12 protein-coding genes are annotated in these 14,267 nt (G+C 64.0%); 7 read left to right on the forward strand and 5 right to left on the reverse strand.

The genetic code is table 11. The features are described from left to right. Positions 1-5 precede the first annotated feature (5 nt). The gene (locus tag AX756_RS15480) at positions 6-398 is read right to left on the reverse strand and encodes a hypothetical protein (RefSeq protein ID WP_068313401.1); all 393 of its coding nucleotides are present in this window, start codon (positions 396-398) and stop codon (positions 6-8) included. Positions 399-574: 176 nt separating this feature from the next. On the opposite strand from AX756_RS15480, the gene pal reads away from it, so the two are divergent. From pal to folD, 7 genes are all read left to right on the forward strand, one after another. Further along, on the forward strand, positions 575-1,087 hold the full coding sequence (gene pal, locus AX756_RS15485) for a peptidoglycan-associated lipoprotein Pal (RefSeq protein WP_068313586.1): 513 nt from the start codon (positions 575-577) through the stop codon (positions 1,085-1,087). A 12-nt stretch (positions 1,088-1,099) separates the two neighbouring features. Next, positions 1,100-1,930 carry a tol-pal system protein YbgF gene (gene ybgF, locus AX756_RS15490; protein ID WP_068313403.1) on the forward strand — a complete coding sequence of 277 codons (831 nt, stop codon included), beginning with the start codon at positions 1,100-1,102 and terminating at the stop codon, positions 1,928-1,930. Between the two features lie 10 nt (positions 1,931-1,940). Next, entirely contained in the window at positions 1,941-3,164 is a 1,224-nt protein-coding gene (gene tilS / locus AX756_RS15495) for a tRNA lysidine(34) synthetase TilS (RefSeq protein ID WP_231701078.1), read from the forward strand. 76 nt (positions 3,165-3,240) lie between these two features. Next, on the forward strand, positions 3,241-5,172 hold the full coding sequence (gene ftsH / locus AX756_RS15500) for an ATP-dependent zinc metalloprotease FtsH (RefSeq protein ID WP_068313407.1): 1,932 nt from the start codon (positions 3,241-3,243) through the stop codon (positions 5,170-5,172). Between the two features lie 258 nt (positions 5,173-5,430). After that, complete coding sequence (locus AX756_RS15505) at positions 5,431-6,228, forward strand: methyltransferase domain-containing protein (RefSeq protein ID WP_156461516.1); 798 nt, start codon at positions 5,431-5,433, stop codon at positions 6,226-6,228. Positions 6,229-6,408: 180 nt separating this feature from the next. After that, positions 6,409-8,085: a formate--tetrahydrofolate ligase gene (locus tag AX756_RS15510; RefSeq protein WP_068313409.1), complete on the forward strand. Its 1,677-nt coding sequence runs from the start codon at positions 6,409-6,411 to the stop codon at positions 8,083-8,085. Between the two features lie 181 nt (positions 8,086-8,266). Beyond that, positions 8,267-9,160, forward strand: coding sequence for a bifunctional methylenetetrahydrofolate dehydrogenase/methenyltetrahydrofolate cyclohydrolase FolD (folD, locus tag AX756_RS15515; protein ID WP_068313412.1), 894 nt, complete (start codon positions 8,267-8,269; stop codon positions 9,158-9,160). Positions 9,161-9,441: 281 nt separating this feature from the next. Here the strand turns inward: folD and AX756_RS15520 are convergent, their stop codons facing one another. The 4 genes from AX756_RS15520 to AX756_RS15535 form a co-directional block, all read right to left on the reverse strand. Then, entirely contained in the window at positions 9,442-9,870 is a 429-nt protein-coding gene (locus AX756_RS15520; RefSeq protein ID WP_068313415.1) for a PaaI family thioesterase, read from the reverse strand. 34 nt (positions 9,871-9,904) lie between these two features. Continuing rightward, on the reverse strand, positions 9,905-10,561 hold the full coding sequence (gene pdeM / locus AX756_RS15525; protein WP_068313592.1) for a ligase-associated DNA damage response endonuclease PdeM: 657 nt from the start codon (positions 10,559-10,561) through the stop codon (positions 9,905-9,907). Between the two features lie 50 nt (positions 10,562-10,611). Beyond that, positions 10,612-13,038, reverse strand: coding sequence for a ligase-associated DNA damage response DEXH box helicase (locus AX756_RS15530; protein WP_068313418.1), 2,427 nt, complete (start codon positions 13,036-13,038; stop codon positions 10,612-10,614). A gap of 77 nt (positions 13,039-13,115) precedes the next feature. Next, positions 13,116-14,222, reverse strand: coding sequence for a DUF389 domain-containing protein (locus tag AX756_RS15535; RefSeq protein WP_068313421.1), 1,107 nt, complete (start codon positions 14,220-14,222; stop codon positions 13,116-13,118). Positions 14,223-14,267: the final 45 nt, after the last annotated feature.

The following is a 14,267-nucleotide window of genomic DNA, read 5'->3' on the forward strand; positions in this document are numbered from 1 at the left end:
CGGAATTATTCCGGTGCCGCGCCTTGCTCTACCGGAACCTCGGTGGGCGCGCGGGTGGGCTCCAGTTCGATGGGCGCCTGGCTACTGGCCCAGAAGACCAGCGCCGCGACCCCTGCGATGAGCACGCCGAGCAGTCCGACGGGCACCAGCAGCAATTTGCGCAATGTGGATCCAGGGCGCAGGCTGGCCCGCACCACCCAGCCGACAAGCGCGAACGTGCCCGCCGCGGCTTGCCAGCCGAGGAAGGCGAGGACGCGGTTCACACCGGCGGTAAACCCCATATCCGTGGATGGGGTGAGCGCGAAGACCACGAAAGAGCCAAAGAAAGCAATCGCCCAGAAAACAAGGATCACCGAGCCTGCCCGACGCAGCCAGATCCTGCCTGTTGTCCTGTTCACTTGCCGACCTCCTGAATCCGTCGAGACATTGTCATGGCCTGCCCGTCCCGGCGATGGCGCGCGAGCCTAGGCAAAAAACCACGAAGAAATCGTAACCAGGCTCGCGAGGCGTTTTCATGGCGTTATCGGGGTGATAGAAGGGAGCGGGGCAAATGCCAGCCAAGGAGCACAAAACAATGGCCCATCGTGCAGTCAAGACACTCGTTCTGATCGGGGTAATGGGCCTTGCCGCCTGTTCCAATAACAACCGTTTCGGAGATGGCACCGATTACGGGGCCGGCGCGGCCGGCGGCTACGGCGCGGGCGATGCCAGCAATCCCAATTCGCCGGCCTATTTCCAAGCCGCGGTGGGCGACCGTGTCCTGTTCCCGGTGGATCAATCGACACTGACCGACGTGGCGCGCGGCACGCTGGACGCACAGGCCGCGTGGATGAACACCAACACCGCCTATAACGCCCAGATCGAAGGCCATGCCGACGAACAGGGCACGCGCGAATACAACCTCGCGCTTGGCGCGCGCCGTGCGAATTCGGTGCAGGAATACCTGATTTCGCGCGGAGTCGCCGGAACCCGGCTGAACACCGTTTCCTATGGCAAGGAACGCCCCTTGGAGATCTGTTCCGAGGAAGCCTGTTATGCAAAGAACCGCCGGGCGGTAACCGTTCTGCAGGCGGCGGCCGGTAGCTGAGGAGCCTAATCCATGCGTCTGACGACCCTAGCAACGCTTGTCGCGTTTGCCGTGCCGCTGCCTTTGGCGGCGCAGGACAATTCGCAGACGCTTGCGGACATAAGGCAGGAGCTCTCGGTGCTTCATGTCGAATTGCAGCAGCTTACCCGCGAGCTGTCGACAACCGGTGGCGCCCAGACCTTGCAGCCATCGGCGTCGATCCTCGACCGGGTGAACGTGATCGAGAGCGAATTGCAGCGCCTCACCGCGAAATCCGAGGAGCTGGAGTTCCGCATCAATTCCATCGTCAAGGATGGCACCAACCGGATCGGCGATATCGAGTTCCGCCTTTGCGAGATCACCCCCTCCTGTGACCTCTCGAAGCTTGGCGAAACTTCGGTTCTGGGCGGCGGGGCACTGCCGCAGGCGCCGCGCCTGCCGCCGGTGGAGAGCACCAACAACACCAGCGCGCCCCAGCTTGCCGTTGGCGAACGGGCCGATTTCGACCGCGCCAAGGGCGAGTTGGACAATGGCTCCTTCCGCAGTGCCGCCGATCTCTTTGCTGCCTTTACCGAGGCCTATCCGGCCGGCCCCCTGACGGGGCCCGCGCATTTCCACCAGGGCGATGCGCTCAGCCAGTTGGGCGAAACCGCCCCGGCCGCGCGCGCCTATCTGAATGCCTTCTCGGCTGATCCCGATGGCGAGCAGGCGCCGATGGCGCTGTTGCGTCTTGGCCAGAGCCTGGGTGATCTGGGCCAGACCAACGAGGCCTGTATCACTCTGGGCGAGGTCAGCACGCGTTTCCCTGGCGGCGAAGCGGCCAGCGAGGCCGAGACATCGCGAGTCAACCTGGGGTGCCTGTAATTTGGTGGAGATGAAGGGCGCGCTGCCACTTCGGGAAATCCAGGCAGGACGCACCGCGCGACGCATCGGGATCGCCGTGTCGGGTGGTGGTGATTCGATGGCGCTTCTGCGCTACATGCATGCCATTGCGAAGCGGGAGAACGTGGATCTCGCGGCCGTCACGGTCAACCACGGTCTGCGCGATGAAGCGGCGGACGAGGCCGCTTTCGTGGCCAGGCAATCGGCGACTCTCGGAATTCCGCATGAGACCCTGCGCTGGACCGACCGGGACCAGACCGGAAACCTTCAGGCCGAGGCGCGCACCGCGCGCTACCGGCTTCTGGCGGATTGGGCGCAGGATGAGGGCATCGCGGTCGTCATGATCGGGCACACTGCCGATGACCAGGCCGAAACCCTGATGATGAACCTGACGCGCGGCTCGGGCGTGGATGGCCTGTGTGGAATGCCGCAGGAGTTTTCCCGTTACGGGATGCGGTTCGTTCGCCCCCTGCTGGGGGTGCCACGTGCCGGCCTGCGGGCATATCTCGAAGAGCTGGGACAGGCCTGGGTCGAGGATCCGTCGAACGAGGATCTTCGCTATGCGCGTGTTCGTATCCGTCAGATCCTCACCGAATTGGAACCGCTCGGGCTCACCCGGCAGCGCTTGCTCGATATGGCCGACCGCATGCGGGATGCCGAGGAGGTCCTGCAGGAACGCATGACGGCTCTCGCCGAAGAGATCGAGCTGCATGCTGGAGACGTACTCCTGTCCGAAGCCGTGTTTCGTGCCGCACCCCGGGACACCCGACACCGGTTACTGGCCTCGGTCCTCAGCTCCCTGTCGGGGCAGGAATACCGGCCTCGGTTTCAACCGCTCCGTGAGCTGGCTGCCGCTGGAGACGGTGTTTTGTATGGCTGCCGTGTCACCACGCGCGGGGGAGTGATCCGCATTGCCCGCGAAGCCGCCTCGCTGGAAAACATCACGGCCGCGCCAGGCGAGATCTGGGATCGCCGCTTCCGCCTGACCGGCCCGTCCGAACCCGGCGACGTTGTCCGCGTGATGGGCAAGGCCGCCCTTGGCCGGCTGCCCGAAACCCGCGACAGCAAGATTCCGCGCACGAGCCTGATGGCCTCGCCCGCGATCTGGCGCGCCGGAGAGATGATCGCGGCGCCGCTGGCCGGGATCGGAGAGGGTTGGCAGGCAATAAACGTGCAGAAACGGGCCGATTTCATTCAGTCCCTGTTATCGCGTTGAACCTCGCGCATGATCCACTATCTTAGTGGGAACCGGTCGGTGCCATCGCGCGCGGCTATTGAGGAGATTCATCCCCGTGGGAAATGCCCGTAATTTTGCTTTCTGGATCGTGCTGTTCCTGCTGATCCTGGCCTTGTTCAACCTGTTCAGCGGTGGTCAGTCGACTATGGCGACGCGCACGCTCAGCTATTCCAATTTCATTCAGCAGGTGGAAGACGGAACTGTCTCGTCGGTTACGATCGATGGCGAGCGTCTCCGTATCCGCGGCACCGATGGCAACATGTATTCCTCCGTCCTGCCCGAGGGCACCGATGTGACCGAGCGGTTGCTCGATGCCGGTGTCGAGGTGACGGCGGAGGCACAGCAGCAGAACGGGCTTCTGGCCTATCTCGGCACGCTTTTGCCCTTCATCATCCTGATCGGTATCTGGATCTTCCTGATGAACCGCATGCAGGGCGGCGGACGTGGCGGCGCAATGGGCTTCGGCAAATCCAAGGCGAAGCTGCTGACCGAGAAATCCGGTCGCGTGACCTTTGACGATGTCGCCGGCATCGACGAGGCCAAGGAAGAGCTCGAGGAGATCGTCGAGTTCCTCCGCAATCCGCAGAAATTCTCCCGCCTCGGCGGCAAGATCCCGAAAGGCGCGCTGCTTGTCGGCCCGCCGGGTACAGGTAAGACCCTGCTGGCTCGCGCTATCGCAGGTGAGGCAGGCGTGCCTTTCTTCACCATCTCCGGTTCGGACTTCGTGGAAATGTTCGTCGGCGTCGGCGCCTCCCGGGTGCGCGATATGTTCGAACAGGCCAAGAAGAACGCCCCTTGCATCGTCTTCATCGACGAGATCGACGCTGTGGGCCGCTCCCGTGGCGTGGGTTATGGCGGTGGCAATGACGAGCGCGAGCAGACGCTGAACCAGCTCCTGGTGGAGATGGACGGTTTCGAGGCAAACGAGGGCATCATCATCGTCGCGGCCACCAACCGTCCCGACGTGCTCGACCCCGCCCTGCTGCGTCCCGGCCGCTTCGACCGCCAGGTGCAGGTGCCCAATCCCGACATCAAGGGCCGCGAGAAGATCCTCGGCGTCCATGCCCGTAAGGTGCCGCTCGGCCCGGATGTGGACCTGCGCATCATCGCCCGCGGCACCCCCGGTTTCTCCGGTGCGGACCTCGCCAACCTCGTGAACGAGGCCGCGTTGATGGCTGCCCGCGTCGGCCGCCGCTTCGTGACGATGGAGGATTTCGAGAACGCCAAGGACAAGGTGATGATGGGCGCGGAACGCCGCTCCATGGTCATGACCGAGGACGAGAAGAAGCTGACCGCCTATCACGAGGCCGGTCACGCCGTTGTCGGCCTGAACGTGCCGCAGCACGACCCGATCCACAAGGCGACGATCATCCCGCGCGGCCGGGCACTCGGCCTTGTGCTGTCGCTGCCCGAGCGTGACCAGCTTTCTGTGACCTTCACCAAGTATAAGTCCAAGATCGCCATGGCGATGGGCGGCAAGGTCGCCGAGGAGCTGATCTTCGGCAAGGAGAACGTCACCTCCGGCGCGGCCTCCGACATCCAGCAGGTCTCCAAGATCGCCCGCGCGATGGTGACCCAGTTCGGCATGTCGGACCAGCTCGGCAATATCGACTACGCCAACGAGCAACAGTCCTATCTCGGCAATTACCAGGCCGCGGCCAATGCCTCGCCCGAAACGCAGGAGCGGATCGACGAGGAAGTGCGCCGGCTGGTCGACGAAGGTTACGAGACCGCCAAGCGGATCCTGACCGAAAGGTCGCAGGATCTCGAGAACCTCGCCCTGGGCCTGCTCGAATACGAAACGCTGACCGGCCCCGAGATCGGCAAGGTCATCGCCGGCGAGCCACTGAACCGTGGCGATGACGACGATACGTCAACCGGAAGCGGCAACACGCCCTCGCTCACGGCCATTCCGAAGACCAAGCCCAAGGCCCCCAAGCCGGAAGCGGACCCGGATCCGGATATGGAACCCGATCCGACAGCCTGAGGCTGACAACAGAAAACAAGAACGCCCGGTTGGCTCCTGTAGCCTGCCGGGCGTTTTCATATTGCGCCGCCGTGTTCGGCAATCGGGCGCTTTCACCCCGGTTCATCCTTCCCCAAATACCTCCGCCGGAGGCACAATCCCAAGGATTGTTCATGCGCCCACGGCCACCGGCGCCGCCGCACTCATCCGCGAAGACGGCGCTTTTTCTCCTTGCGCGGCCGCGATAGGCTCCCGGTCATGCAAGAGGGGAACAGCCGCATGAACAGGGATTGGAACCCGGAGAGCTATCTCGCCTTCAACGATCTCCGCCTGAGGCCGGCGCTCGATCTGCTCTCGGCCATCCCCGCGCTTCCCAATGGCGACGTCATCGACCTCGGCTGCGGTGCCGGCACGGTCGGACCCGCGCTGGCCAGCCGATTTCAGGGCCACCGCCTCGTGGGAATCGACCTGTCCGACGCCATGCTCGAAAAAGCTCGCCGCGTGCCCTGCTATGACCGACTGGAGCGCGCGGACATCGCGGGTTGGGTCCCGGATCGACGCCCCGCGCTGATCTTTTCCAATGCCGCGCTTCAATGGGTTCCGGAACATGGCTGCCTTCTGCCGGGACTCTTCAACGCGCTCGCGCCCGGGGGTGTCGTTGCCATCCAGATGCCCCGGCAACACCATGCCCCGGCACAGGAAGCGATGCGGGCCCTTGCACAGGCACTTTTCCCGGACCGTTTCGACTTTTCCGGCTGGCAGGCGCCGGTCGCCAGCCCGGAAGACTACGCACTGCTGCTAAGTCCGCTAGGCACGCTGTCGCTCTGGGAGACGACCTATTTCCAGCGACTCGATCCGTCATCCGACGGCCACCCCGTGCGTCTCTTCTCGCAATCCACCGCAGCGCGTTCCATCCTGGAGAAACTTTCGGAAACCGAGTCGGAGCAATTTCTGCGCGCCCTGGATGCGCGCCTGGCCGAGCTCTATCCAAGGGCGCCGGACGGCTCTGTCCTCTATCCGTTCCGCCGGATCTTCATGACCGTCCTGCGCCAATCAGCGGAGCCACCGAGCAGTTGAGGGCCTTTTTCGCGGTGCACTCGGGCGGACAGGCTCCTATAGCGGTGTCTGCGATCTGAGACCCGGGCCTGCCGAACGACGCTCGCGACGGTGGAAATGTCGCAATCCCCCGCTCGGAACAGGTGATGCAAGGCTAAGAGCGTTCTAGGGACGTGCATGCAAATTCTGGGAGGACACTGCGTGAGCTTCAAATCCGACATCGAGATCGCCCGGGAGGCAAACAAGAAACCGATCCAGGAGATCGGCGCAAAGCTCGGCATCCCGTCCGAAAGCCTGCTGCCCTATGGCCATGACAAGGCCAAGGTTGGGCAGGACTTCATCGAATCGCTGAAGGGCCGCGAAGACGGCAAGCTCATATTGGTGACCGCCATCAACCCGACCCCGGCCGGCGAGGGCAAGACGACCACCACGGTCGGGCTTGGCGACGGCCTGAACCGGATCGGCAAGAAGGCCGCGATCTGCATCCGCGAGGCCTCGCTCGGGCCCTGTTTCGGCATGAAGGGCGGGGCTGCCGGCGGCGGCTACGCACAGGTCGTGCCGATGGAGGAGATGAACCTCCATTTCACAGGGGATTTCCACGCCATCACCTCGGCGCATAACCTGCTCTCGGCGCTGATCGACAACCATATCTACTGGGGCAACGAGCTTGGCATCGACGAGCGCCGCGTTACCTGGCGCCGGGTGGTCGACATGAACGACCGCGCGCTGCGCGACATGGTGACCTCGCTCGGCGGCGTGGCCAACGGCTTCCCCCGTCAGACCGGTTTCGACATCACCGTTGCCTCCGAGGTCATGGCCTGCCTGTGCCTCGCCAACGATCTGGCGGATTTGCAGAAGCGGCTCGGCGACATCATCGTTGCCTATACCCGCACGCGGGAGCCGATCTATGCGCGAGACCTGAAGGCGGACGGCGCGATGACGGTGCTGCTCAAGGACGCGATGCAGCCCAACCTCGTTCAGACGCTGGAGAACAACCCGGCCTTCGTCCATGGGGGCCCTTTCGCCAATATCGCCCATGGCTGCAACTCGGTTATCGCCACGAAAACGGCGCTGAAGCTGGCCGATTACGTGGTGACCGAGGCCGGATTCGGCGCCGATCTCGGTGCCGAGAAATTCATGAACATCAAATGCCGCAAGGCCGGGATCGCGCCCGCCGTCGTGGTGATCGTGGCGACGATCCGCGCGCTCAAGATGAATGGCGGCGTGGGTAGGAAGGACCTTGGCGCGGAAAACGTGGAGGCCGTCCAGCATGGCTGCCCGAACCTTGGCCGACACATTGCCAACGTGAAGAGCTTCGGCGTGCCGGTCGTGGTGGCGATCAACCATTTCGTTTCCGATACCGAGGCAGAGGTGGAGGCGGTCAAGGCCTTTGTCGAGACCCAGGGTGCCGAGGCGATCCTTTGCCGCCACTGGGAGCTTGGCTCCGAGGGCACCGAGGCGCTGGCCACCCGCGTGGCCGAGATTGCCGATTCCGGGGCGGCGCAATTCGCGCCCCTCTATGACGACGAGATGCCGCTGTTCGAGAAGATCGAGACAATTGCCAAGCGGATCTATCATGCCAACGAGGTTCTGGCCGACAAGAAGATCCGCGACCAGCTGCGCCAGTGGGAAGAACAGGGCTACGGACACCTGCCGGTCTGTATGGCCAAGACGCAATACAGCTTCTCGACCGACCCGAACCTGCGCGGGGCGCCGACCGGGCATGGTGTTCCGGTCCGGGAGGTGCGGCTCTCGGCGGGCGCCGGTTTCATCGTGGTAATCTGCGGCGAGATCATGACCATGCCGGGCCTGCCCCGGGCGCCGGCGGCGGAAACGATCCTGTTGAATGCGGCTGGCGAGGTCGAAGGCCTGTTCTGAGGCGGGCAGACCTCCCACCGGGCGGCCGGATGCGGCCGGCGGGGGGCAACGCTGGCGGAGGGGCCGGCGTCATCGGGAGCCAGCAGACAGCTATGGGACCGCGCGTCCCATGCACGAAAGGGATTGAAGTTCTCTTTGGATCGTCCGAGACGGAGAACGATCGCAAGAAGGAGCGAAACCGATGACGGCACAAATCATAGACGGCAAGGCCATTGCCGCCAGCGTACGCGAGAAGGTGGCCGGCCACGTGGCCCGCTTGGTGAATGAGCATGGAGTCACCCCCGGGCTGGCCGTGGTGCTGGTGGGCGAGAATCCAGCGAGCCAGGTCTATGTGCGCAACAAGGGCAAGCAGACCAAGGAAGCCGGCATGCTCTCGGTTGAGCATCGGCTGCCCGACACGACCTCGGAGGGAGATCTGCTGGCGCTCATCGACGAGTTGAACAACGATCCGACGATCCACGGCATCCTCGTGCAACTGCCGCTGCCGGAACACATGAATTCGGACCTCGTGATCAACGCGATCGACCCGTCCAAGGACGTGGATGGCTTCCACATCTCCAATGTCGGCCTGCTGGGCACGGGCCAGAAGAGCATGGTTCCCTGCACGCCGCTCGGCTGCCTGATGATGCTGCGCGACCATCACGGCTCGCTTAGTGGGTTGAACGCTGTTGTCGTCGGTCGCTCCAACATCGTCGGCAAACCGATGGCGCAGCTTCTGTTGGGTGACAGCTGCACGGTCACCATCGCGCATTCCCGCACCATGGACCTCGCCGGCGTTTGTCGCGGAGCCGATATCCTCGTGGCCGCCGTGGGCCGCCCGCAGATGATCCCGGGCGACTGGATCAAGCCGGGCGCGACAGTGATCGACGTGGGCATCAATCGCATCCCGAAGGAAGACGGCAAGACGCGCCTCGTGGGCGACGTGGATTTCGACAGCGCCGTCGAGGTTGCCGGTGCGATCACCCCGGTGCCGGGAGGGGTCGGCCCGATGACCATCGCCTGCCTGTTGGCCAACACGGTTACCGCCTGCTGCCGCGCGAAGGGTTTGCCGGAGCCCGAGGGACTGACTGTCTGATCTCCGTAGCTGAGATCCTGGAGAGGGCGTATGATCGCCCTTTCTTGTTGTCCCTGTTGCGAGAGATTGTTTTCGGCCAGCATGCGCTTGGAGCCTGGAATGGTGGCGCTGCCCCCAAATCCCCGGGATAGTTATTGTCAGAAGAAAATGGAGCGATCCTGACGACGTCTTCTGTCTATAAATGTCCCCGCCGGAGGCGCGATCCGCAGAACCGTTTCTGTGCATCAAAGAACGGCTTGGAGGTATTCAACTCAGAGGAAAGCGCCTTCGAAAGACTGTTTTCAAACCGGAATCATCGTTCCCTGAAGCAGAGCCACCTGCTTGCGGGTGCCCACGTTGTCCGCAAAAACTTCAGCGCTGACCACGACCAGCCTGCGGCCGGGCTTGACCACCTTGCCGATGGCGATCAGTCGGTCGCCTTCGGCCGGTGCAAGAAGGTTGATCTTGACCTCGACCGACATGACTTCTGCCCCTTCCGGCATCATGGAGAGCGCTGCATATCCCGCCGCGCTGTCACCCAGGGAAAAGGTCAACCCGGCATGGGCGTAGCCATGTTGCTGGAGGGCGCCGGGCAGGATCGGTGCCGTGATTTCGACCCGGCCAGGAGCGATCTCGCCCAGTTCCGCGCCGAAGGTGCGCATCAACGACTGCGCGGCAAAGCTTTTTCGAATTCGGTCGACCTCCGAAGGCGATAGCGTATTCTTTTCCATCTCGGTGACATCTCCCTCGTGTCCCGCGGCCCTGTCAGGCGGCTACCATCGGCAATACGGCCTGCGTTGCCCCGGTCAGGATTGCTCGCGCATCGCCTTGCATCAAGCCCGCAATCTCGGGCGCTGAGAGGTCCATACCTCCGGTATAGGCCCCGAAAGCCGGCAGAATCATACGGTGCTGGTCAACGAGGAAACAGGGGCGCCGGACCCCGCCGACACGGGCCTTGGGGTGGAAATGGCCCGAAATCTCGCCTGGAGAGCTGTCGGCTTTCGCGATATGACGGAAAGTCAGCGGCTCCTGTACGAATTCTCCCATATGCTGCCCGGAGAGCGACAGAGGTGCCGGGTCGTGGTTGCCGGCGATCCAGATCCAGTCTCGTCCGGCCATCAGCCTCGCGATCCAGAGCCGGTGCGGCTCCGACAGGCTCTCGGCGGCCGGACCGTCGTCGAAACTGTCACCCAGACAGATGACGACCTCCGGCGACAGCGCCTCGATCTCGGTATCGAGCCGTTCCAGCGTCTCCGCGCATTCATAGGGGGGTAGCAACCCGCCGCCGCGCCGCGCCATTCGCTCCGCCTTGCCAAGATGGAGATCCGCGACGCACAGGAGTCGCGCCTCTGGCCACCAGAGTGCGCCGGACGGGCGTGGTTCGAGCGCCGCTCCACAGAAAGAAATCGTCAGCTTGTTCATGATGTGTTCTTCGCCTTTGCCGGGCCACATTGCAAGCAGGAGATTCAAAGTCAGGAGCCGGGATTCGTGCCCCCGATCCCGGCCGCTTCCATCAACCGCGCCGCTTCCTCCGCCACGAGTCGCTCGCGCCCTGCGCCGACAACCGGCACCTTGCCGACCTCCAGCAGCAGTGGTGCGGCAAAGGGTGTGATCCGTTCCAGCCGCACCAGGTCGATCCGGCCCTCCACCCGGTCAATCATCTCCTCGATGCGCTCAAAATCGACCAGCCCGCGCAAGGCTTCCTCGCGGGTGATCTGCATCAGCAGGTGGTTGGGGTCGTATTTCAGAAGCGTGTCATAGAGGATATCCGAGGAAAACGTCGCCTGCCGCCCGCTCTTGCGCGCCGAGGGCGTGTTGCGCTCGATCAGCCCGGCGATGGTGGCGGAGGCCCGGAACGTCCGCTTCATCACGGCGTTCCCGGCCAACCATGTCTCCAGCCCCTCCCGCAAGGTTTCGCGGGCAAAGAGCGGTGCGGCGTCGCGCAACGGTTCCAGCCCCCAGATCAGGGTGGCGTAATCGGTCGAGACGAAGCCGAGCGGTTGCAGCCCGGCATCCTCCATGCGTCGTGTAAGCAGCAGGCCGAGCGTCTGCTGGGCGTTCCTGCCGGCGAAACCATAGGCGCAGACATGTTCGCGTCCGTCATGCGGAAAGCTCTCCACCAGCAGGCGGTCGCGTTGCGGCAGGCGGGACAGACCGCGCTGGAGCCGGAGCCAGTCGCCTGTGTGGGCGGGCAGCTCTGGCCAGTCCGGCTGTTGCAGCATGGCGAGGATCCGATCCATCAAGCGCGTGGTGGAGGCGAATTTCGTGCCGGCAAAGACGGCGACCTTCGGGTTTTGCGCGGCGTGCCGGGAGACCTCGACCGTCATCTCCCGTAGTCCCTCGTAGCGGACGATCTGGCCGCCAATCAGGAAAGTGTCGCCTTGCGTGAGCGAGGCCGCGAAAGCCTCCTCCACCTCGCCCAAGGCCTTGCCGCCTCCTCGGCTCTTGAGGCGGACCTTGAGCGTATCCGTGTCCTGGATCGTGCCGATATTCATCCGTATGCGTTGCGCCGCGCGGGGATCGCGAAGCTGCCACAGCCCGTCCGGGCGCTGCTTCAGGCGTTGCCAACGGTCGTAGGCGCGCAGGGCGTAGCCACCGGTTGCGCAGAAATCGAGGCAATCGTCGAAGGCGCTCCGCGAAAGACCCGCATAGGCGCCAGAGGTCGTCATCTCAGTGAAAAGGGTGTCGGCCGAGAACGGCCCGGCACAGGCGGCGATCAGGATATGCTGGCAGAGCACGTCGCGGGGACCAGCCCCTCGCGGCGCACCGTCGAGATCGTGTTCCCGGACCGCTTCCAGCGCGGCCTGACATTCAATGATCTCGAAGCGGTTGGCTGGCACCAGCAGCGCCTTGGAGGGCGCGTTGTAGCGGTGATTGGCCCGCCCGATCCTTTGCACCAGGCGTTTGACATTTTTCGGCGCGCCGACCTGGATCACGAGGTCGACATCGCCCCAGTCGATGCCGAGATCGAGCGAGCCGGTGCAGACAATGGCGCGCAGCCGCCCTTCGACCATCGCCGCCTCGACCCTCTCTCGCTGCTCGCGCGAGAGCGAGCCGTGATGGATGCCGATGGGCAGGCCCTCCTCGTTGGCGAGCCACAGGTGGTGAAAGAAAATCTCCGCCTGCGCGCGGGTATTGTGAAAGATGAGTGTCGTGCGGTGCCGGCGCACCTGTTCGAGCACGGCGGGAATCGCATACCGCCCGCCGCCGCCGGACCAGGGCGGGGGCGTCTCGGTTGCGAGCATGGCGATATCGGGGGCAGGACCCGGGTCGGCCTGCAGGATCTCCACCGGGTCCGGATGCCGCGCCATCAGCGCGCCAATCGCTTGCGGGTCGTCTACCGTGGCCGAGAGGCCCACGCGCCGCAGCCCCGGTGCAAGGGTGGAGAGCCGCGCCAGCGACAGCATCAGTTGATCGCCGCGCTTTGATTCCGCAAGCGCGTGGATCTCGTCGATAATCACCCGGCTCAAACCGGCGAACATGCGCGGTGCGTCTTCGTAGGAGGTGAGCAACGCGAGCGATTCCGGGGTGGTCAGCAGGATATGCGGCGGGTCGGCGCGCTGGCGTTTCTTGCGCGTGGCCGAGGTGTCTCCGGTGCGGTCCTCGACACGTATGGGCAGCTCCATCTCTCCGATGGGCGCGGAGAGGTTGCGCTTGATATCTGCCGCCAGCGCCTTGAGCGGCGAGATATAGAGTGTGTGCAGCCCTTCGTGGCGGCCATCGGCCAGTTCGGCGAGCGTGGGCAGGAAGCCGGCAAGCGTCTTGCCGCCGCCGGTTGGTGCGACGAGCAGAATAGCAGGCGACGCGGCATGCTCCAGCATGGCGTGTTGATGCGGGTGGATCTGCCAGCCGCGGCGGGAGAACCACTCATGGAAGATGGGAGGAAGCGGCGTGGACATGAGGACAACCTAGCCTCGGGCGGTGTCGGCTTCCACGGCCTCTCGGTAACAAAAGGCAGGGGCGCCTCTGAGTTGCCTCAACTATCGGGCGCCGTCGGTGGCGAAACCTCGTGAACGACGACTTGCATCGGTAGGATTTCCAACCTGAGCGACACCGGCTCGCCGAGTTCCTCGGAAATCAACTGGCGGAAGGTCTCCGCCGAGGCATCGACCCGGTCCAGGTTCTCGCGCAGGCCGAGCATGACGATGGAGACGTTGAGAGCGCCATCCATTCGCTCGCCCCGGACCTGGAGAATGAACGCGTCCTCGCTGACGAAATCGCTTTGCTGCCGAATGGCCTCGACAAAGAGCCGTTTGACTGCGTCTTCGACAAAGATGATTTCGAGCCGGCGGTCGAGTTTGTCGACGACGAAGAAGGAAAGAAACATGAGCGCGGCCGCGACGGCGAAAGGCTTTCGCCAACTGCCGTATCCCTGCAGGCCGAAAATCAGGATCGCGGCCGCGACGATCCCGAGAAAGTTCGTGACGAAGAGCAGGAACGCGCCAGCAGCCATCGACCCGCCACTGCCCTGATGGTGAAAGTCGGACAGTGCGATTGCCTGTTGGGATACGGCGCCGTCGCCGAGGGCGAGGCCGATGCCGACGACCGAGAGCGGTGGTACCAGAGCAACGGCGATAGCCACGCCGGCGATCGAGTTGGCGATCCCGATACGCGAATGGGCAAAGGCGGCAGCGGCTCCCGAACACAGGGCGACCATGAGATCGAGAGTCGATGGCGCGGTGCGTGCGACGATCTCCGAGCCGACGACCCGAAGGCCGACTGCGATAGTGCATAGAAACGCGATGCCGACAACGAGGGCAACGCCGGTCACGATAGAGAGCAGCGCCTGGAGCGCCAGCTTGTTGGATCCCATGATGGCCGCGAAAGAGAAGCCGATAATGGGCGACATCAGCGGTGCGACGATCATTGCCCCGATGATCGCAGGCGCGCTATTGCTGAGCAGGCCGAGCGAGGCGATGGCCGTCGCCATTCCAAGCATGAAATAGAAGTTGAGGCTCGGGACAGAAGATTCTTCGATCTGCTCGAAAAGCAGCGTGCTGCCCTTGGATGAAGCCCTTGTTGTTGCGCTCGAAAGTCCGGTTGGGCCTTTCCGGTCAGGTGTTTCTGCTTTGTTGGTTTGCATCGGAAAACTCTCTGTCTCCTACGCGCCGAAGCCTGGCGCGATATG

The organism is Aliiruegeria sabulilitoris, assembly GCF_001558155.1.
Taxonomy (GTDB): domain Bacteria; phylum Pseudomonadota; class Alphaproteobacteria; order Rhodobacterales; family Rhodobacteraceae; genus Tropicimonas; species Tropicimonas sabulilitoris.

What these genes read in the sequence shown, in the direction of transcription:
- pal (WP_068313586.1), top strand. Translation starts at nt 575, where the DNA reads ATGGCCCATCGTGCAGTCAAGACACTCGTTCTGATCGGGGTAATGGGC.
- ybgF (WP_068313403.1), top strand. Translation starts at nt 1,100, where the DNA reads ATGCGTCTGACGACCCTAGCAACGCTTGTCGCGTTTGCCGTGCCGCTG.
- tilS (WP_231701078.1), top strand. Translation starts at nt 1,941, where the DNA reads ATGAAGGGCGCGCTGCCACTTCGGGAAATCCAGGCAGGACGCACCGCG.
- AX756_RS15505 (WP_156461516.1), top strand. Translation starts at nt 5,431, where the DNA reads ATGAACAGGGATTGGAACCCGGAGAGCTATCTCGCCTTCAACGATCTC.
- folD (WP_068313412.1), top strand. Translation starts at nt 8,267, where the DNA reads ATGACGGCACAAATCATAGACGGCAAGGCCATTGCCGCCAGCGTACGC.
- AX756_RS15520 (WP_068313415.1), bottom strand. Translation starts at nt 9,870, where the DNA reads ATGGAAAAGAATACGCTATCGCCTTCGGAGGTCGACCGAATTCGAAAA.
- pdeM (WP_068313592.1), bottom strand. Translation starts at nt 10,561, where the DNA reads ATGAACAAGCTGACGATTTCTTTCTGTGGAGCGGCGCTCGAACCACGC.
- AX756_RS15530 (WP_068313418.1), bottom strand. Translation starts at nt 13,038, where the DNA reads ATGTCCACGCCGCTTCCTCCCATCTTCCATGAGTGGTTCTCCCGCCGC.
- AX756_RS15535 (WP_068313421.1), bottom strand. Translation starts at nt 14,222, where the DNA reads ATGCAAACCAACAAAGCAGAAACACCTGACCGGAAAGGCCCAACCGGA.